At 70.6% G+C, this 19,680-nt stretch carries 16 protein-coding genes; 14 read left to right on the forward strand and 2 right to left on the reverse strand.

Features of this window, described 5'->3' with window-relative positions; all coding sequences use genetic code 11:
* Nucleotides 1-704: 704 nt before the first annotated feature.
* Together CJ197_RS01690 and CJ197_RS01695 are read right to left on the reverse strand one after the other, a co-directional pair.
* Nucleotides 705-1,058, reverse strand: a complete 354-nt coding sequence (locus CJ197_RS01690) for a hypothetical protein (RefSeq protein WP_102235045.1) — start codon at nucleotides 1,056-1,058, stop codon at nucleotides 705-707.
* Complete coding sequence (locus CJ197_RS01695; RefSeq protein WP_102235046.1) at nucleotides 1,055-2,644, reverse strand: acyl-CoA carboxylase subunit beta; 1,590 nt, start codon at nucleotides 2,642-2,644, stop codon at nucleotides 1,055-1,057. Before CJ197_RS01695 ends, CJ197_RS01690 begins: the two co-directional genes overlap by 4 nt.
* Before the next feature lie 149 nt (nucleotides 2,645-2,793).
* Here CJ197_RS01695 and CJ197_RS01700 point away from each other — a divergent pair, with 149 nt between their 5' ends.
* From CJ197_RS01700 to CJ197_RS01765, 14 genes are all read left to right on the forward strand, one after another.
* Nucleotides 2,794-3,849, forward strand: coding sequence for a biotin--[acetyl-CoA-carboxylase] ligase (locus CJ197_RS01700; protein WP_102235047.1), 1,056 nt, complete (start codon nucleotides 2,794-2,796; stop codon nucleotides 3,847-3,849).
* On the forward strand, nucleotides 3,846-5,081 hold the full coding sequence (locus CJ197_RS01705; RefSeq protein WP_233190590.1) for an adenylate/guanylate cyclase domain-containing protein: 1,236 nt from the start codon (nucleotides 3,846-3,848) through the stop codon (nucleotides 5,079-5,081). The genes CJ197_RS01700 and CJ197_RS01705 overlap by 4 nt, the downstream gene beginning before the upstream one ends.
* Nucleotides 5,082-5,123: 42 nt before the next feature.
* Nucleotides 5,124-5,822: a response regulator transcription factor gene (locus CJ197_RS01710; protein ID WP_102235048.1), complete on the forward strand. Its 699-nt coding sequence runs from the start codon at nucleotides 5,124-5,126 to the stop codon at nucleotides 5,820-5,822.
* A gap of 3 nt (nucleotides 5,823-5,825) precedes the next feature.
* Complete coding sequence (locus tag CJ197_RS01715; protein ID WP_102235049.1) at nucleotides 5,826-7,262, forward strand: ATP-binding protein; 1,437 nt, start codon at nucleotides 5,826-5,828, stop codon at nucleotides 7,260-7,262.
* A gap of 246 nt (nucleotides 7,263-7,508) precedes the next feature.
* A complete protein-coding gene (locus tag CJ197_RS01720; RefSeq protein ID WP_233190617.1) occupies nucleotides 7,509-8,684 on the forward strand; it encodes a 5-(carboxyamino)imidazole ribonucleotide synthase in 1,176 nt (391 codons plus the stop codon).
* 6 nt (nucleotides 8,685-8,690) lie between these two features.
* Nucleotides 8,691-9,233 (forward strand): 5-(carboxyamino)imidazole ribonucleotide mutase, encoded by a 543-nt coding sequence (gene purE / locus CJ197_RS01725; RefSeq protein WP_102235051.1) that lies wholly within the window; start codon nucleotides 8,691-8,693, stop codon nucleotides 9,231-9,233.
* Complete coding sequence (locus tag CJ197_RS01730; RefSeq protein WP_102235052.1) at nucleotides 9,230-10,312, forward strand: acyltransferase; 1,083 nt, start codon at nucleotides 9,230-9,232, stop codon at nucleotides 10,310-10,312. The genes purE and CJ197_RS01730 overlap by 4 nt, the downstream gene beginning before the upstream one ends.
* Nucleotides 10,313-10,408: 96 nt before the next feature.
* On the forward strand, nucleotides 10,409-11,104 hold the full coding sequence (locus CJ197_RS01735) for an acyltransferase (protein ID WP_102235053.1): 696 nt from the start codon (nucleotides 10,409-10,411) through the stop codon (nucleotides 11,102-11,104).
* Nucleotides 11,101-12,210, forward strand: coding sequence for a DegT/DnrJ/EryC1/StrS aminotransferase family protein (locus tag CJ197_RS01740; protein WP_102235054.1), 1,110 nt, complete (start codon nucleotides 11,101-11,103; stop codon nucleotides 12,208-12,210). Before CJ197_RS01735 ends, CJ197_RS01740 begins: the two co-directional genes overlap by 4 nt.
* Nucleotides 12,211-12,212: 2 nt before the next feature.
* The gene (locus CJ197_RS01745) at nucleotides 12,213-13,235 is read left to right on the forward strand and encodes a Gfo/Idh/MocA family protein (protein WP_102235055.1); all 1,023 of its coding nucleotides are present in this window, start codon (nucleotides 12,213-12,215) and stop codon (nucleotides 13,233-13,235) included.
* Nucleotides 13,228-14,703 carry a glycosyltransferase gene (locus CJ197_RS01750; protein ID WP_102235056.1) on the forward strand — a complete coding sequence of 492 codons (1,476 nt, stop codon included), beginning with the start codon at nucleotides 13,228-13,230 and terminating at the stop codon, nucleotides 14,701-14,703. The genes CJ197_RS01745 and CJ197_RS01750 overlap by 8 nt, the downstream gene beginning before the upstream one ends.
* A gap of 34 nt (nucleotides 14,704-14,737) precedes the next feature.
* The gene (locus tag CJ197_RS01755; protein WP_102235057.1) at nucleotides 14,738-16,678 is read left to right on the forward strand and encodes a DUF6541 family protein; all 1,941 of its coding nucleotides are present in this window, start codon (nucleotides 14,738-14,740) and stop codon (nucleotides 16,676-16,678) included.
* Between the two features lie 25 nt (nucleotides 16,679-16,703).
* A complete protein-coding gene (locus tag CJ197_RS01760; RefSeq protein ID WP_102235058.1) occupies nucleotides 16,704-18,530 on the forward strand; it encodes an ABC transporter ATP-binding protein in 1,827 nt (608 codons plus the stop codon).
* Nucleotides 18,527-19,630: a glycosyltransferase gene (locus CJ197_RS01765; protein ID WP_102235059.1), complete on the forward strand. Its 1,104-nt coding sequence runs from the start codon at nucleotides 18,527-18,529 to the stop codon at nucleotides 19,628-19,630. The genes CJ197_RS01760 and CJ197_RS01765 overlap by 4 nt, the downstream gene beginning before the upstream one ends.
* The last annotated feature ends 50 nt before the right edge of the window (nucleotides 19,631-19,680 follow it).

Raw genomic sequence — 19,680 nt, forward strand, 5'->3', positions numbered from 1 at the left:
AGATCCTTCCAGCAGTAGAGACTGCGCGCGCCCGACTCGGCGCGCTGTCACACGCGAAGATCAAATTTGGTGTTGACATCCGAGTTCATGCGAAACTTGGATCCGGGGGCCAGGTTCTTAATCGCCACCCACTGGGCCTGAGAGAATCCGAAGGTATGCTTCTTTGATCCCATGGTGGAGTTTCGCCACGTGCCTCCGGAGTGGTACTGTCCCCAGCTTGTGACATAGGGTGTGAGGGTGGGGAAGTAGACGCGATTTACGTTAACGTCGAGGCAGTCTGAACCGCTTGGCTTTGTTCGAGTTTCTCTAGTCTTCACACTGTTCATTGAAACGCAATTCGCGGCGGAGCTGGGCGGTGCGGTAGAAATGTCAGACACGCCAATTATTCCAAGCGTGACAAGACCGATGGCCAGAATTCTTGCAACCCGAGTTCTCGTTGGAGCCACGACTCCCCCTCTAATGCTTTGACTTTCGAGCAGCTTCTATGGTGCCCGTCTCAGCAGGAGAATAACGGACTTTGCGAGGTTCCGCGCCGGACCGGTGGACTGTTATGAACTCGTTACCCACCGTTGGCAGGCGCGCCGGAAGGCGGGGGTAGCGGCGGCCCGGGGCGACTCCAGGAAAGCGGTGCACGGTCCTCATCGGCGACAACGGGTCGATCCGCCGATCACCAGGTCGATCCGCGGCGAGGCGGCCGACCGCCCTCAGCGGTCCCCGAACTGCCACGCGGTGGGAGTGGCCTGGGCGCGCAGGCCGTGCGCGCGGGGGTAGCACTGCGCGGGATCGTTCCAGGTCCCGGCGCCGGCTCCGCGGCCCTCGACCAGTGCGCGCTCCTCGGCCTCCAGTCGGCTGGTGACGCTCATGGCGGAGACCACTACGGCGATCGCCGCCAGCTCATCATCGGCCAGGTGCCCCTGCACCAGGCGGACATCGGAGGGAGAGATCGGGGCGGACGGCACCCCATCGGCCGACGACACCCCGGCCGCGACTGCGGCCCCATCGGCTCCGCTCGTGTCGCCCGGGGCTGCGGGGTTCCCACCCTGCGCTGCCGTGCTCACAGCGGGATGTTCCCGTGCTTCTTGGTGGGCTGGGAGTCGCGCTTGGTGCGCAGGGCCCGCAGCGCCTTCGCGATCTGCACCCGGGTCTCGGCCGGGCGGATCACCGCGTCGATCCAGCCGCGCTCGGCCGCCGTGTACGGGGTGGCGAACTGCTCCTCGTACTCCGCTTCGAAGCGCGCCCGCTCAGCGGCGACATCCCCGCCCTCCTCAGCGACTTTCCGCAGATCCGAGCGGTGCAGGATGTTCACCGCGCCCTGTGAACCCATCACCGCGATCTGCGCGGTGGGCCAGGCGAGGTTCACATCCGCCCCCAGCTCCTTGGATCCCATGACGATGTACGCGCCGCCGTAGGCCTTCCTCGTGATCACGGTGATCAGGGGGACGGTGGCCTCCGCGTAGGCATACAGCAGCTTCGCGCCGCGGCGAATGATCCCGCCGTACTCCTGGCCGGTGCCGGGCAGGAACCCGGGCACGTCCACAAAGGTCAGCACCGGGATGTTGTTGGCATCGCACAGCCGCACGAAACGGGCGGCCTTCTCCGAGGCATCGATGTCCAGCGTGCCGGCCAGATGGGAGGGCTGGTTGGCGATGATGCCCACGCTGTTGCCCTCGACGCGGCCGAAGCCCACCAGGACATTGCGCGCGAACATCGGCTGGACCTCGAGGAACTCCTCCTCATCCAGCACTGTGCGCAGCACTGTGAGCATGTCGTAGGGCTGATTGGGGGAGTCCGGCACGAGCGCATCCAGCGCCAGATCCGCCGCGGTCGGATTCTCCTCCAGCCGCGTGGGGAAGCTCGGGGCGGGGCTGAGGGTGTTCGAGGGCAGGTAGCTCAGCAGGTCTTTGACGTATTCGATGGCCTCAGCCTCATCGGGGGCCATGTAGTGGGCCACGCCCGAACGGGTGGAGTGGGTGCGCGCCCCGCCGAGCTCCTCGAAGCCCACATCCTCCCCGGTGACGGTGCGGATCACATCGGGCCCGGTGATGAACATATGGGAGGTCTTCTCGACCATCACGATGATGTCGGTCAGCGCCGGGGAGTACACGGCACCGCCCGCCGCTGGCCCCATGATCAGCGAGATCTGCGGGATCACACCGGAGGCGCGGGTATTGCGCCGGAAGATCCCGGCGAACATCGCCAGCGACGCCACACCCTCCTGGATGCGGGCGCCGCCGCCGTCGAGGATCCCGATGATCGGCACCCCGGTCTTCAGCGCGAGATCCTGGATCTTCTGGATCTTGCGACCGTGGGCCTCGCCGAGCGAGCCGCCGAACACCGTGAAGTCCTGGGAGTACACGCACACCTGACGGCCGTCGATGGTGCCGTAGCCGGTGACGATGCCGTCGCCATCGGGCCGCTTGCGGTCGATCCCGAAGCTGCGAGCCTGATGGCGCACGAACCGGTCGGTCTCCACGAAGGAGCCTTCATCCAGCAGATCGGTGATGCGCTCGCGGGCGGTCTTCTTGCCGCGCGCATGCTGCTTCTGAACCGCCACCGAATCCGCGGCGGACACCGCCTGCGCATCCCGCTCGCGCAGATCCTCGAGGCGCTGGGCGGTAGAGAGGGGCTGCGGGGCGTCGGTCACGGAGCCTCCTGGCGTGCGCCGAAGAGCACGCGGGTCTCGGGGGTGTGGAACATCGGGATACTACGCTACGGGCCGGTCCGGGGCCTGCCACCAGCGCCGTGACCATCAGCAAGTTGACGAGGACGCACACCGCACAGGAGGGATACGCCATGCAGCACCCGGATGGGCCAGATCGCGTGCATGGCCCACTTCGCGCGGACGGCCCGGATCGCGCGGGCGGTCCGGATCGCGCTGCCCTGCGCGCTCACGTGCCGACGATGGTGCGCAGCGATGCGGTGCCCTCCACCCAGGACATCGCGGCGGCGCTGCTCGAGCAGGGGCAGCAGCCGCCCTTCGCGGTGACCGCCGTGGAGCAGACCGCCGGGCGCGGCCGACTGCAGCGCCCCTTCCGCAGCCCGCGCGGCAGCTCGCTGGCCCTCACCCTCGCCTGCCGCACCACACTTTCTCCTGCCACCCGATCCTGGCTGCCGCTGCTGGTGGGCGTCGCCGCCCATGCGGCACTGATCGCCGAGCTGCCCGCCCTCACCGGGCGCGTAGGCCTGAAATGGCCGAACGACCTGCACACCGCCGAGGGAGGCAAGCTCGGCGGCATTCTCGTGGAGGGCCGCGGGGAGGACCTGGTGCTGATGGGCATCGGGGTGAACCTGCGCGGCCCGATCCTGGATTCCGATGGGTTCCCGCTGCCGGGAGCGGCCTGGCTGCTGGGCTCCGGCGGGATGCTGGCCGCCGACGAGGTCACTGCGGGACGGGAGCTCACTGCGGGACTGGAGCCCGCGGCCGGACAAGAGCCCGCGGCCGATGGAAAACCCGAGGTCGCCCTGGAGCTCGCGCAGCTGCGGCGGCGCCTCGAGGAGACGATCGCCGGGGCGATCGTGGAGAGTCTGTGCAGGCTCGAGGCAGCCGACGGGGATGCGGAGGCCTGTGGTCTCGCAGAGCGCTACACTATGATCTGCCTCACAGTGGGGCGGTCTGTTCGGATCGACCCGCTAGGCACCGCGACCGCTGCGGCCCACCACGGCGCCCCGAGCCCCCTGCACGGGATCGCCCGCGGAGTGGACCGCATCGGTCGTCTGCTGGTCGAGGGCGAGGACGGCGTCACCGCCGTTGCGCTGGGCGACATACAGCACCTGCGGGCGCTCCCGCCCCCAGGCACCATCAGCGACCACCCTCACCCATCGCATCATCAGGAGGACCACGGGACGTGACCGGCGGCATGCATGACCTCGAGCCTGCTCGGGCGGCGGAGACCTCGCCGCCCGAGGAGCCGCGCCCGTCCGGGGAGCCGCGCCTGTCTGAGGAGCCGCGCCTGCCTGAAGCTGTCATCCCCACCCGCACCCAGGAGCTGCCGGACCTCTCCCAGACCGATGCGTCCGATGCCGACCTGGGCGACGCGCAGATCCTCGAGATGAATCGGCGCTTCGCCGAGGTGCGTCGCAGCGTCGGCGCGCTCGAGAAAGTGCTGCTGCAGGGCCCACGCCTGTTCTCTCGCCACGACCTCGCCGAGCAGCGGGACATTCCCCCGCGCCTGACCTCTGTGTACTGGCGTTCCCTGGGCTTCACTCCGGTGGACGAGGACACCGTAGTGTTCACCGAAGAGGACTCCTACGCGATCGGGGATCTCGCCGAGATCGTCCAGGACGGTCGGCTGTCCGAGCGCGGCTTCGAATCGATCACCCGGGGACTGGGCTTCCATATGGGTCGCCTGGCCATGTGGATCACCGAGGCTCTCGTGGATGAAGCCAAGTCGCGCGGCGACATGGACGACGGTGAAGCCCGCCAGCGCATGCTCGAGGAGATCCCGGACCTGCTGGACGTCCTCGAGTCGCAGGTCATGTTCGCCTTCCGCCGTCAGTTGGCCGCCTACACCGCGCGTGCCGGCAGCGAGGCTCTGCACCGCGACACCGATGAGCTGTTCCCCCTCCAGCGTGCCGTGGGCTTCGCTGACCTCGTGCAGTTCACGCGCCTGGCCCAGGATCTGCCGGGAGCGGAGCTAGCGGACATGGTGGGCCGGTTCGAGTCGATCTGCCGCGACATCATCTCCGTGGGCGGAGGGCGCGTGGTCAAGACCGTCGGCGATGAGGTGATGTTCCTGGCCGACACCCCTGAGGACGGTGCGCAGATCGCTGTCAGCCTCTCCGAGACCATCACCGACACGCCGAATCTGCCGCCGGTGCGGGTGGGCCTGGCCTGGGGGTCGATGTTCTCGCGCTACGGCGACGTGTTCGGCCCCACCGTCAACCTCGCCGCCCGCATGGAATCGGTGGCCCGGCCCGGCACCGTGGCGGTGGACCGTGAGACCGCGCAGGCCGTGGAGAAAGCCCTGCCGGGCGGCTTCCTGGTCGACGACGGGGAAGACGTGGACCTGCACGGCATCGGCGAGGTGCATGTGGCCGCCCTGCGCCGCGGCAGTTGGGCTCCGCTGGACCTCGGTCTGTGAGGGTCCCCGTCCCGGCGGGCCCGGATGTCTAGGATGGGCCCCGTGACACGCTTACTGCTCGTCGAGGACGACTCGGCCATCGCTGAACCGCTCTCCCGTGCTCTGGACCGCGAGGGGTACACGGTCACCCGCGCGTCCCGCGGTATGGACGCCCTGGCCATCGCCGCCGGAGCCGACCCCGTGGACATGGTGATCTTGGACCTGGGGCTGCCGGACCTGGATGGCCTGGAGGTCGCGCGCCGCCTGCGCAAGGGCGGTCTGGAGGCCCCGATCCTGATCCTCACCGCCCGGGCCGACGAGGTCGATGCCGTGGTGGGCCTGGACGCGGGGGCCGATGACTACGTCACCAAGCCCTTCCGCCTGGGCGAGCTGCAGGCCCGCATCCGCGCCCTGCTGCGCCGCGCCCAGGCCGCCGAAGAATCTGCCGGTGACTCCTTCGACGTCAACGGCGTGAACCTGGACGTCGCAGCGCGCCGTGCTTACGCCGACGGCGAGGAGCTGGCGCTGTCGGCCAAGGAATATGACCTGCTCACCGTCCTGGTGCGCGAGGCCGGCAGCGTCGTGACCCGCGATGACCTCATGCGCGAGGTGTGGGGCGCCGAATGGTGGGGCTCCACCAAGACGCTGGACATGCACATCTCGTGGCTGCGCCGCAAGCTGGGCGACGATGCCACCAACCCCCGGCGCATCACCACGGTGAGGGGAGTGGGCTTCCGCTTCGAGACCGGCGCGGAGAGCTGACGCGTGCGGCAGCGCGTGCTGCAGGCCACGATCATCACGGTGCTGCTGGCCGTCCTGCTGCTGGGCATTCCCCTGGGCTACTCGTGGCTGGGTCTGACCCGGCAGAACCTCGCCTCGCAGGCCAACACCATCCTGGACGAGGTGCGTGTGGACACCGAGGTGCGGCTCAAGGACGGCGGAGAGCTGGACGACGAGCTCCTGCAGCGCCGGGTCGATGAGCAGGCGGATCTGCACATCTCCATCATCGTGGTCTATGACGGGCAGACCTACTCCGCGGGCGAGCCGCCGCGTGAGGGCGGGCTGAACCGGCGCACCAACGGCGCGATGGGTCAGGCCATCACGGTGCACGTGCCCGAATCCGATGTCCGCGCCCACACGGCCGGCGCATGGGTGCTGATCATCGTCGCCGGCCTCTCAGCCCTGTCGATCGGTGTGTCGGTCGCGCTGTGGCAGGCCCAGCGGATCTCGATGCCGCTGGCCCGCCTGTCCCGCCGCGCCGAGGCGATGGGCGCCGGGCGCTCCCGCGGCCCCTGGCAGCCCTCCGGGATTGCGGAGATCGACGAGGTCGCCGAGCAGCTGGCGAACTCCGGTGCACAGCTGAACGAGCGGTTGGAGGCCGAGAGTCGCCTGGCCTCCGATGCCTCCCACCAGCTGCGCACCCCGCTGACGGCACTGTCGATGCGTTTGGACGAGATCCTGGCCACGAGCTCTGAGGAATGGGTGCGCGATGAGGCGCGGATCTCCCTGGAGCAGATCGATCGCCTCACCGAAGTGGTCCACGACCTCATCAACGCCCCCCGCTCCTCCCAGCGCCGCACACCCGGGGTGGTGGAGCTGCGCACCATCCTCACCCAGCAGAGCGAGGAGTGGTCCCCGGCCTATCGTCGGGCCGGTCGTGAGCTGCATATCCAGGTGCCGCGCAGCGCCGCGGTCTGGGGCTCCACCGGTCCGCTCACGCAGGTGATCGCCACCCTGATCGAGAACGCCCTGGTCCACGGCGGCGGCCGCACGTCGGTGAAGGTGCGCCGCAATGAGCACTCCACCGTGGTGGAGGTCACCGATGAGGGCGGCGGCATCGACCCCGAGCTCGGGCAGCGCGTGTTCGAACGCTCCGTCTCCGGGCCGCAGTCCTCCGGCACCGGCGTGGGCCTCGCGCTCGCGCGGACCCTGGTGGAGGACGACGGCGGGCGGCTCGAGCTGCTCACCGACACCCCCGCAACCTTCGGCGTCTTCCTCATCTCCGCCCCCGGGGAGGCGGACGACGGCTCCGATGCGACCGATGGGGCGAGACGGCCTGCCCGGCCGGGCCGCCGCAGCAGGCTGCCCCGGGGCCGCCGCGCAGACCGTATCCCCAGAGGTGAGCAGCCCGGCAACGCGGATGACTTCGAATCCCTCCCGCAGGGCTCGGTGGTGCGCCGCCGCTCCCGTCTGCGCCCCTGAACCTCCCCGGCGCCGCGCAGTATCTGCTCGGACGCCGCGGCGGCCACGCGGCCCAGACCACGAGCGGCCCAGGACGCGAGCAGCTCAGGACCCGAACAGCTCAGTACACTGGCCGCCGTGCCGCACACCCCGCCCCACCCCACCAGTCCTGTCCGCACCACCAGCCCTGACAGCACGAACGTCACCGCGTCGGAGCGACCCGCTGCCCGCCGTCTGGGCGTCGTGGGAGCCGGTCAGCTCGCCCGCATGATGCTCGGCCCCGCGACCGAACTCGACCTCGAGCTCGTGGTCCTCGCCACCGCCGAAACCGAGAGCGCTGCCCGAGTGGCGGCGCAGGTGCAGATCGGACGGCATGACGATGAGCAGGCGGTCGCTGCGCTCGCCGAGCAGGTGGAGGTGCTGACCTTCGACCACGAGCACGTGCCGCCCGCGCATCTGGAGCGCATCGAGGCCTCCGGCGCAGCGGCGGTGCGGCCCGGTCCTGCCGCTCTCGTCCACGCGCAGGACAAGCTGCTGATGCGCGAGCGCCTAACGGCACTGGGCCATCCCTGCCCCCGCTGGTGGCGGATCCGCAAGGAGCAGGACCTCGAGTCTGCGCTCGCCGAGGCCGGCGGACGACTGATCGTGAAGACCCCGCGCGGCGGCTACGACGGGCACGGCGTGCGCGTGGTCACCGGAGCGCAGCAGATCGCCGACTGGAGCCAGCTGCACTCCGAGCTGCTGGCCGAAGAGCTCGTGCCCTTCACCCGGGAGCTGTCCGTCCAGGTGGCCCGTCGGCCCCGCGGCGAGATCGCCACCTACCCCGTCGTGCAATCCGTGCAGCAGGACGGGGTGTGCTACGAGGTGGTGGCACCCGCCCCTGGGCTCGATGCGGCCGCGCAGCAGCGCATCCAGCAGCTCGCCGCCGCGATCGCCGCGGACCTCGAGGTCACCGGAATGCTCGCCGTCGAACTGTTCGAGACCGCTACGGGGCAGGTGCTCGTCAACGAGCTCGCCATGCGCCCCCACAACACCGGGCACTGGTCCATGGACGGGGCGGTGACCGGGCAGTTCGAACAGCATCTGCGGGCGGTGGCGGATCTGCCGCTGGGCTCGACCGCGCCGCTCGCCACCGTGACGGTGATGGTGAATCTCCTGGGCGGCCGCGCCGAGGACCTCGCCCCCGGCGCGGCGGCGGCGCTCGCCGCGGACCCGGAGCTGAAGCTCCACCTGTACGGCAAGGGGGTGCGTCCGGGCCGGAAGCTCGGTCATGTCACCCTCACCGGCGAGGACGCCGACGAGCTGCTCGAACGCGCCCACCGCGCCGAGCGTCTGATCATCGACGGGCCGGACTCTGTCCCGCACCCGGGCGCGGTCCAGCAGCCCGATCCCGATGAGCGCCCTGCCCCCACCCAGCACCCTGACCACCCGGAAGGCGCGTGAGATGCCATGAGCACCCGAACCGACCAGCCCCTGCCCGGCACCGATGAGACGCCCCTGGTGGGCATCGTCATGGGCTCCGATTCCGACTACCCGACCATGCGCGCCGCCGAAGAGGCGCTGGCCGAGTTCGCAATCCCCTGTAGCGTGGAGGTCATTTCCGCTCACCGCATGCCCGAGGACATGGTGGCCTGGGGGCGCGGCGCCGCCGAACGCGGGCTGCGCGTGGTGATCGCCGGCGCCGGCGGCGCCGCCCACCTACCGGGCATGCTCGCCTCCCTCACCGCACTGCCCGTGATCGGGGTGCCGGTGCCGCTGAAGCACCTCGACGGGATGGACTCGCTGCTGTCGATCGTGCAGATGCCCGCGGGGGTGCCGGTCGCCACCGTCTCGATCGGCGGGGCGCGCAACGCCGGGCTGCTGGCCGCGCGGATCCTCGGCGCCGGGGACGATGAGCGCGCCGCCGCGCTGCGCACACGCATGGCGCAGTTCCAGGACGAGCTGCGCGACCTCGCGATCGCCAAGGGGGAGCGGCTGCGAGAGCAGCGGTGAACCAGCAGCAGGGTCCTGCCCGGGCAGAGGGCCGGATCGCCTGGCTGGACCTCGGCCGCGGGATCTCGATCCTGCTGGTCGTGCTCTACCACGTGGCCGTCGGCTCCGGCACGGCCCTCTGGGCACTGCCCGAGGGGCCCGTCGCGCGGATCTGGCGCGAGGCGAACCTCGCCCTCGTGCCGCTGCGGATGCCACTGTTCTTCCTCATCGCCGGGCTGCTCGCGGCCCGGGCGGTGCGCCGCCCGCTGCGGGCGGTGCTGCGCCCCCGGCTGCTCGATCTGCTGTGGCCCTACTTGCTGTGGAGCCTGCTGTTCTGGGCCACCGGATGGCTGCGCTACGCTCCGGGCGAGCCGCTGGGATTCCTGCGTCAGGAGATCCTGGGCCTGCTGCAGCTGGCCTCCCCGTACTGGTTCATCGGCGTGCTGCCGATCTTCTTCCTCTTGGGCCGCTGGGGGCAGGGACGCCCCCGACTGCTGCTGAGCGTGGCCCTGCTGTTCCATCTGCTCGCCCCCGCCGGGCAGCAGCTGCTGCGGGAGGCCGGGCACAGCGACCTCGCCTACGGCATCTTCCAGCTGACGGACAACGCCCTGTGGTACCTGCTGGGGCTCGTGCTGCACCGGCAGATCCGGGCCCTCGCGGAGGGAACACGGCGCCGAGCGGCCCTGCTCGGCGGCACGGGGCTCGTCGGGCTGTTCGTCCTGCTGGCCCTGCTGCTCGTGCTGCCTGGGAAGGTGCCCGCCTGGCCGGTGGTGCGGGGCATCGAGCTGGCCGCGTCGCTGGCGGGTCTGACCGCCGCGGTGCTGCTGCTGCCCCTGCTGGCCCGCTCCCGGGGCCTGCGTGCGTTCGGCGCGCTGCTGGGGCGGCGCACCCTGGTCATCTATCTCGTCCACCCGATCGTGCTGAACCTGGTGGTGCTGCTGTGGCGGCAGGGTGGTCTTGCCGCACAGCTGGCGCACCCGCTGGTAGATCTGCTGCTGGTGCCGACGGTGTCGGCCGTGGCGATCATCACTGCCCTGGGAGTGGAGGCGATGGTGCAGCGCACCGGCCCACGCTGGCTGCTGCAGGCGCCGGGCATCTAAGACGTCTGAGACCCAGGTGGGGAGATCCGGTGCATGCTCCGCGGCGAGGCCCGGTGTCCTCTCGTCCGTCCAGTGCTGCGCGGTAAGGTCCGGGGTATGGAATCCAGTGCAGATCGCGCCGGGGTGCGCATCGTGGAATCAGCGGATGTCGCCGATGACGCCCGGATCGGCAGCGGCAGCTCCATCTGGCACCTGGCCCAGGTCCGAGAGGGAGCCCAACTGGGCACCGACTGCGTGATCGGACGCGGCGCGTACATCGGCACCGGGGTGCAGATGGGCAACGCCTGCAAGGTCCAGAACTACGCCCTCGTCTATGAGCCCGCGCAGATGGCCGACGGGGTGTTCGTCGGCCCCGCCGCGGTGTTCACCAACGACCATTTCCCGCGCGCCGCCAACCCCGACCTCACCGCGAAGTCCGCGAGCGACTGGGAGAGCGTCGGTGTCACCTGCGAGACCGGCGCCTCGATCGGGGCGCGCGCCGTGTGCGTGGCGCCCGTGACCATCGGCGCCTGGGCGATGGTGGCCGCCGGCGCCACCGTCGTGAAGGACGTCCCGCCCCACGCCCTCGTGGCCGGGGTGCCGGCGAAGCGGATCGGCTGGGTGGGCCGCTCCGGCGAGAAACTGGTCCACGCCTCTGACGGCACCGATTCCTGGGTGTGCCCTGCCACCGGCGAGTGGTACATCCCCGATGACTCCACCGGCGGGCTCCTGCTCGCCTCCTCACCCCTGGCCGACGCGCCCCGCCCGGCCTCCCTGACCGATCCCGACGAACAGGACGGCGAGAACGCATGAGCACCGATCAGTCTTTCATCCCGCCGGCGAAGCCGATCATCGGCCAGCAGGAGCGCGACGCGGTGGACCGCGTCCTCGCCTCCGGCATGGTCGCGCAGGGCCCGGAGGTCGCGGCCTTCGAGCAGGAGTTCGCGGACGTGCTGGTGGGCGGCCGCGAGTGCGTGGCAGTGAACTCCGGCACCTCCGGGCAGCATCTGGGCATGCTCGCCCTCGGGCTGAAGCCCGGCGAGGAGGTCATCGTCCCGTCCTTCACCTTCGCCGCGACCGCGAACTCCGTCGCCGTCGTCGGTGCCACCCCGGTCTTCGTGGATGTGGACCGCGAGACGTTCTGTATGGACCCCGCCGCCGTGCGCGCCGCGATCACTGAGCGGACCGTCGGGATCCAGCCGGTGCACCTGTACGGCCACCCCGCCGCGATTGATGAGATCATGCAGATCGCCCGTGAGCACGAGCTGTGGGTGCTCGAGGACGCTGCCCAGGCGCACGGCGCCACCTGGCACGGCACCACCGTGGGTGCCTTCGGCGACGCCGCGATGTTCTCCCTGTACCCCACCAAGAACATGACCTCCGGCGAGGGTGGAATGGTGGCCTGCGCCGATGCGGACACCGCGCGCATGGTGCGCCTGCTGCGCAACCAGGGCATGGAGAAGCAGTACGCCAATGAGGTGGCCGGCTTCAACAACCGCATGACGGACATCCACGCCGCGATCGGCCGGGTGCAGCTGACCAAGGTCCTGGACTGGACCCGTACCCGCCAGGAGAACGCCGCGTTCCTCGATGAGAATCTCGAGGGCGTGGTCACTCCGGTGGTCCGCGAGGGTGCCACCCACGTCTACCACCAGTACACGATCCGTGTGCAGGGAGCCAGCGCCGCCGAGCGCGATGCCTTCGCCACCGCTCTGCGCGAGGAGCACAAGGTGGGCTGCGGCGTGTACTACCCCACGCCCGTGCACCGCCTGGACACCTTCGGGCAGGAGCTGGAGCTGCCGGTCACCGAGATGCTCGCCCGCGAGGTGCTCTCCCTCCCGGTCCACCCGAGCCTGAGCGCCGAAGACCTCGAGCGCATCGTCGCCGCCGTGAACACCGTCGCGAAGGCAGGAGCCTGATCATGAGCCAGAAGAAGACCCTGCGCGCCGGACTGATCGGCCTGGGCATGATGGGCCGCCACCACGCCCGGAACCTCCGCGCCCTGGACGGCGTGGACCTGGTGGCCGTGGCGGATGCGCACGGTGACCCGCACGGGGCCGCTGCCGGCATGGAGGTGCTGCCCGATGTCGACGCCCTGATCGCGGCGGGCATCGACTACGCGGTCGTGGCTGTGCCCACCCAGTTCCACCGCGATGTGGCGATCGCCCTGGCTGACGCTGGGATCCACACGCTGGTGGAGAAGCCGCTGGCCTTCGATATCGCCGAGGCCGAAGAGATCACCGCCGCCTTCGAGAAGGCGGGCCTGGTGGGCGCGGTGGGCTACATCGAGCGCTACAACCCTGCGCTGCAGGAGATGCGCAAGCGCATCGCCGGCGGTCAGCTGGGGGAGATCTACCAGATCGCCACCCGCCGCCAGGGCGGCTTCCCCGCCCGTATCGCCGACGTCGGCGTGGTCAAGGACCTCGCGACCCACGACCTGGACCTCACCGCCTGGGTCGCGCAGTCCTCCTTCGCCTCCGTCGCCGCGACCACCACGCGTCGCTCCGGCCGCGAGGACGAGGACATGGTCTCGATCGCCGGAGAGCTCGCCGACGGCACCATCACCGGGCACCTGGTCAACTGGCTCTCCCCGTTCAAGGAGCGCGTCACCATCGTCACCGGCGAGAAGGGCGCCCTGGTGGGCGACACCCTCAACGCGGACCTCACCTTCCACGCCAACGGCGAGAACCCCACGAACCTGTGGGAGTCCATGGCCTCCTTCCGCGGCGTGAGCGAAGGCGATTCGGTGCGCTACGCCCTGCAGCGCACGGAGCCGCTGGCCACCGAGCACCAGGCATTCCGCGATGCCGTGCTGGGCGTGGACACCACCAACATCGTCACCATGCGCGAAGGCCTGGGCACGGTGCGCGCCATCGAAGCGGTGCTCGTCTCGGCGCGCGAGGGCCGCGTGGTCGCCCCGGAGGGGATCACCGCTCGTGCGTGAGCGTCGTCGCGCTGCCCGGCGGGCGATCCCCCTGATCGCAAGGGGGCTGCGGCATCTGCCGGGCCGCGTCGGCGGCATGGGCACCTACTTCGCCGCCCAGGAGGATCTCGCCCGTCACGGCGCGCAATCCTCCTGGCGTGAGGCGGTGGAGCGCCTGCTGCGCCTGTCCGACCGCGACCATGCGCGCGGCCGGATCTCCTCAGCGCTGACCTGGTTCGACAAAGCGCTGCGCATCACCTACGACGGGGCGCTCCACCAGGCCGGGCAGTCCCCCCTGGCGGCTGATCCCGAGCCGGTTCTGCGCCCGCTGCGCAGCGCGAGCATCGGCACGCTGCTGATCGACGGGACCATCGACCCTGCTGTGCGCCCCACCGCCCCGCCGCCCCGGGACCGGGCGCCGGGAGAGCCGCTGCGTCTGCTCGTCCTCGCCCAGGCGAACTGGACGTTCATCCACCCCGTGATCGAGGCGCTGCGCGCCCGCGGCGGGATCGAGATCCGCGAGATCGACGTCGACGAGCTCGCCGCCCCCGGCATGCCGGACCGCGATCACCTGCTGCGCGCACGCTATGACGCGATCACCCGCGGGGCGCTCCTGCCCACCCCGCCCGAGCTCGCCGCGGCGTTCGACTGGGCCGATACGGTCCTCGTGGAGTGGGCGCACCATGTGCTGACCTGGGTGACCCTGCTGGATCGCGCCCCGCGCCTGCTCACCGCACGGATGCACCGCTTCGAAGTGTTCACCCCCTTCGCTCTGCTGCATGACTATCCGCGGATCGACCGGCTGCTGCACGTCTCCCCGCCCGTGCGGAGGATGCTCGACGCCATCGCGCCGCAGGCCTCCGCGGTCCCTGCCAGCCAGGTGGGGAACCTGCTGCAGCACGGCCTGGGCCCCGAACCTGCCGGTGAGCGGGACCCCGCGCTGCTGGTGCAGGTGGGGTGGCTGCGCCCGGTCAAGGACGTGATGTTCACCCTGGACGTGCTCTCGGCCCTCCGGGAGCACGACCCCGCCTTCCAGCTGCGCCTGATCGGTCCGCAGCTGCCGGATGATCCCGCGGACGACACCCCGTACCAGCAGCAGGTCCGACGGCGCCTGGCCGACTTCCCGCCCGCGGCGATCCAGGTGCTGGGTCCGCGCCAGGACGTCCCCGCGCTGCTGGCCACCTCCGGGATCGTGCTGTCCTCATCCCGGCACGAAGGCACCCATGAAGCGGTCATGGAAGGCCTGGCTGCGGGCTGTCCGGCCGTCGTGCGCGACTGGCCTGACACTGTGCCCTATGGCGGAGCCCGCACCATTTACAGCGATGAGTGGGTGGTCCCCGATGCGGCTGCAGCCGTGCAGCGGATCCTCGCGCTGCAGGATGAGCAGACCTACGCCCGGGCCGCGCAGGCCGCACGCGCCTTCGCCCTCCAGCACCGCGATCCCGAGCAGGTGATCGACGGGTACACCCGCGCTCTCTTCCCGCGGTGATATCTGTGACCGCCCATCCGGACGGACGATACCGATGACCGCCCTGCTGCCGGTGCTGCTCGCCTGGGCTCTGCTCACCGGGCCCGGACTGCTGCTGCTGCTGGCCGCCGGTGCACGGGTGCCGGTGCGCTGGGGGTGGGCGCCGCCGCTGACGGTCCTGGCAGCGGTGCTGCTGGCCGCCGTGCTGCACCTGCTCGCCATCCCCTGGACTCCGCTGAGCACCGGGGTGGGGCTGGTGCTGCTCCTGGCCGCGGTGCGCGCACTGCGCGAGGTGCTGCACCGCCGCACAGACCGCTGCAGCGTCGCCGCCCCGCGGGAGAGCATCGCCCAGCCGGCCCTGCGCATGCAGGCTGAGCTGCTCGTGAGCGGCACGTGCGCGCTCGCGGGGATCGCAACAGCGGCGTCGGCCATGCGGTGGATGGGCGGGATCGACACCCTCAACGGCAGCTACGACTCCTTCTTCCACCTCTCCGCGATCGCGGAGATCCGGCATCGGAGGGATGCGACCCTCACCTCGGCGCTGACCGGGCTGTACGGCGAGCCCACCTTCTACCCCGTCGTCGTGGACGCCCTGTCGGCCCTGCTGCCGCTGGACACCATCCCCGCCGCCAATGCGATGGCGCTGGCGATGCTCGCCGCACAGCCCGCTGCTCTCGCCGCTCTCGTGGCGACCTGCGTGGTCTCCACCCGCCGCCGACCGTGGCTTGCGGTTCTCGCCGCGCTCACCGCCCCGATCTTCCTCAGCGTCCCGGCGATGGCGCTCGTGATGGGCCTGTGGCCCGTGGTGCTCGGAGCTCTCTGCCTGCCCCCAGCGCTCGCTGCTGTCGTGCTGCTCATGGAGGGGCGGCTCGGGGTGCACCCGGTGCCCGGAGCCCTCGGGGTGGGGGCGGTGCTGCTGGGCACGGCTCTGGCCCATCCCACGATCATGTTCTCCGTCGCGGTGTTCGCCGGGCTCATCGTGCTGGTGCATGGAGCTGCGCGCCTGCGGGCCGGGCAGCGGCGCCGGGGCGGCATCCAGGTGGGGCTCGCGCTCGCGGCGGCCCTGCTGTTCGTGATCGGCTCGCGGATCCTGCTGGAGGGGATGGACCTCACGCGGCCCAGCTCGGATCCGCTGCTGAGCGTGCTGTGGCGGGTCCTCGTGGACACCCCGCGGGTCCCCGTGCTCGAGGCACCGCTGTGGCCGGTCGCGGTGCTGTGGGTGCTCGCCGTCGTCGGGGCCGTCGCGGCCCTGCGCCGCCGCGAGACCATCGGGACCACGGCGGTGCTGGGCGTGGTCGTGACGATCGTGCTGGCGGTGGCCACGCAGATCTCCGCACCGCTCGCCGAAGCTCTCGTGAACCCCTGGTACGGGGCCCGCGAGCGGATCGCCCCGCTGATGACGGCCCTGCTCGTGGTGCTCATGGCCCGGGGACTTGCCGCGCTCGATGCCCGGACGCTGCGCTGGGCGCAGCTGCCGCTGGCCCCCGTCGCCGCCGGGGCGCTGGTCCTCACGAGCGTGTTCGCCGTCGCCGTGCCGCAACGGCTGCCGCTGACCGGGTCCCTGGCGTACACCGCCTACGGGCTGCAACTCTCCCCCTACGTCACGCCACGGGAACGGGCGTTCATTGAGCGCACCGCGGCGCAGCTGCCCGATGACGCGGTGGTGCTCGGCGACCCCCGCGACGGCACCCCCCTGTACTGGTCCGTCGGCGGAGTTGAGACGGTCTTTCCCATCATGGGCAGCCCGCAGACGCGCGATGGCGCCCTGATCGCCAAGTACTTCAGCCGCCTGGATGATCGACGCCAGGTGTGCGATGCCCTCGCACGGGTGAGCCCCACCCACCTGTACCGTGACACCTCGGAGTTCAGCGGCCGGCTGATCAGCCCCGCCTCCGCCCCCACCTGGGTGGGGCTGTACGGCATCCCGCCGAAAGATCTGCGCCTGGTGGAGCAGGATGGTCCCTACGCCCTGTACGAGGTGACGCTGCCGTGCTGACCCGATCCGTCGAAGGAGGAGCCGCGTGAAAGAGACGATCCGCATCGTGCTGCGGACCCTGTCCGTGCTGCCCGCGCGCTCGCGGCGCTTCCTGTGGAGCTTCGGGGTCGTCATGAGCCTGCTGGCCCTGCTGGACGTGGTGGCGCTCGGGGCGATCGCGATCGTGATCCCGGGGCTCATGGCCCCCTCCCAGGCGGTGACCGTGCCGCTGCTGGGATGGCAGCTGAAGACCTTCGAGGAGATGATGATCCTGGTCGGCGCGTTCGTCGCGCTGATCATGATCAAGAGCGGGCTGAACCTGCTGACCATCCGCATCGCCACCCAGCGATTCGCCCAGCACGAGGTCGCGATCGGACAGCGCCTGTTCCGCGCCTACATGTCCTCCTCCTGGGTGGACCGCACCTCCCGCTCCACGCAGGAGATCATCCGCATGGTCGACTCCGGGGTCGCCGCGGTGGTGGCCAATGTGCTCATGCCCTCGATGACGGTGCTCGCCGAATTCGCAACCATCACGGTGATCAGCATCGGACTGATCATCATGGACTGGCGGATCGCCCTGGCCACGTTCGTGTACCTGGGGTTGATCGCGCTGATCCTCTCGCGCGTGGTCACCCCGCGGGCGGTCACCAACGGCGCCGTCAACCGGGACAACTCCCTGGCGGTGGTGCGCCTGCTGGGGGAGGTGATCGCCGCGCTCAAGGAGCTGACGCTCAAGGGCAATGAGGCGCAGGTCGCGGAGATCGTCGCGGACCGCCGGGCCGCCGCCGCGACCACCCGCGCCTACGCCCAGTACTACAACCAGATGCCGCGCTTCGTGCTGGACGCCGGAATGGTCGGTGGCTTCGTCGTGGTCGGTGGCGTCGGCTACCTCACCGGGCTGCCGAACGATGGCCCGACCTCCGCGATGACGTCGGTGGCCCTGTTCGCCGTCGCCGGATTCCGCCTCGTCCCCTCGCTGACCCGCTTCCAGTCCACCCAGAACCGGATCCTCACCAACGCCGCCTTCGCCGACTCCATCATCGACGACATCGACTTCGCGCAAGAAGCCGTCGCGCGCACCGAAGAACCGGACAGCGCGACCCTCCCGCCGGGGCTGCATGACATCGAGCTGCAGAACGTCACCTTCACCTACCCGGCCCGCGAGGAGCCCGCCGTCCGCGACGTCTCCCTGCGCATCCCCGCCGGCAGCTCCGTGGCCGTCGTCGGCACCTCCGGCGCCGGCAAATCCACGCTCGTGGATCTGCTGCTGGGCCTGCTCACCCCCAGCAGCGGCTGCATCCTGCTGGGCGGCATCGACATGACCACGGTGCTGCGCCAGTGGCGCGCCTCCGTGGGCTACGTCCCGCAGGAGGTGGCGCTGTTCGACGTCAGTGTGGGGGAGAACGTGGCGCTGACCTGGGACCCTGCAGAGGTCGAGCCCGTACGGGTGCGGCGTGCCCTAAGCCGCGCACAGATGCTCGAGGTGATCGAATCCCGACCCGATGGCCTCGCCGGACGGCTGGGGGAGCGCGGCACCACCCTCTCGGGCGGGCAGCGCCAGCGCATCGGGATCGCCCGCGGCCTGTACACCGATCCGAAGGTCCTGGTGATGGACGAGGCCACGAGCGCCTTGGACACCAAGACCGAAGCCGCGGTCACCGGGTCGATCCGTGAGCTCGGCGGCGAGGTCACCACCATCACGATCGCTCACCGCCTGGCCACCATCCAGCACTGCGACATCGTGTTCTATATGGCCGACGGCCAGGTCGTCGCCGCCGGCACCTTCGACGAGGTGGTCGCCGAGGTCCCGGCCTTCGCCGAGCAGGCCGCGCTCGCCGGGCTCACCGGACGCGCCGAGCAGGAGACGCCATGACCCGCCCCACCATGTTGTTCCACGCCCCCTACCCGATCCACGGCCGAGCTACCGGCTCCGGGGTGCGCCCCGCCAAGATGCGCCAGGCCTTCACCGACGCCGGCTATGACGTCATCGAGATCGCCGGCCACGGGGCGGAGCGCGCCCGCGCCCTGCGCGAGCTGCGGTGGAAGCTGTACCGGGGCCTCCGCCTGGACTTCGCCTACGGCGAGAACTCCACGATGCCGACGCTGCTGACCGAGCCGCACCATCTGCCCACCCACCCGGCCGTGGACCTCAGCCTGCTGCGCCTGCTGCACCGCCACCGCGTGCCCACCGGCATGTTCTACCGCGATGTGTACTGGCGTTTCCCCGCCTATGTGCAGGACGTCGGCCGCCTGATCGCCACCGGCACCACCACCCTCTACCACGCGGAACTGCTGGCGATGCGTCGCTGGCTGAACCGCATCTACCTGCCCTCGCAGAAGATGGCGCCGATGGTGCCGTGGATCCGCCCTGAGCAGACCGCCCCGCTGCCACCCGGTGCCGCCGTGCACGACAGCCGACGGGAGGCCGTTGGCGAGCTGACCGCGCTGTACGTCGGCAATGTCTCCGAGTACTACCGCATGCACGAGCTGTTCCGGGCGGTGGACGCCACCGCGGGGGTGCGCCTGATCTTCTGCACCCCACCCGAATCCTGGGACGCCGTGCGCGAGCAGTACCCGCTGGGCAGCAGCGGCCGTATCGAGGTGGTCCATGCCCGTGGCGAGGAGCTGCTGCCCCTGTTCGCCCGCGCCCACCTCACCCTGCTGACCGTGGAGCCGGCCCGCTACCGCGACTTCGCCGCCCCGGTGAAGCTGTTCGAGTACATCGGCCACGGTAAACCCGTGCTCGCCACCACCGGGACGCACGCCGGAGATCTGGTATCCGAGCTCGGTGCCGGAGCGCAGGTGCCCTACAGCAGCGAGCGCATCGCCGCGGCACTGGCCGCCCTGCGCGATGACCGCACGGAGCTGACGGCTCTGACCGATCGCGTCGAAGCGGTGCGCCATGAGCACACCTGGAGCGCCCGGGCACGCACCGTCGCCGCGGATCTCGCGGCGCTCGATACGCGCGGCTGACTGAGCGCGGCTGACGACGCGCGACTGACTCCGCGCGACGGAGCACCGGG

Source organism: Brachybacterium sp. UMB0905 (assembly GCF_002871795.1).
Lineage (GTDB): Bacteria > Actinomycetota > Actinomycetes > Actinomycetales > Dermabacteraceae > Brachybacterium.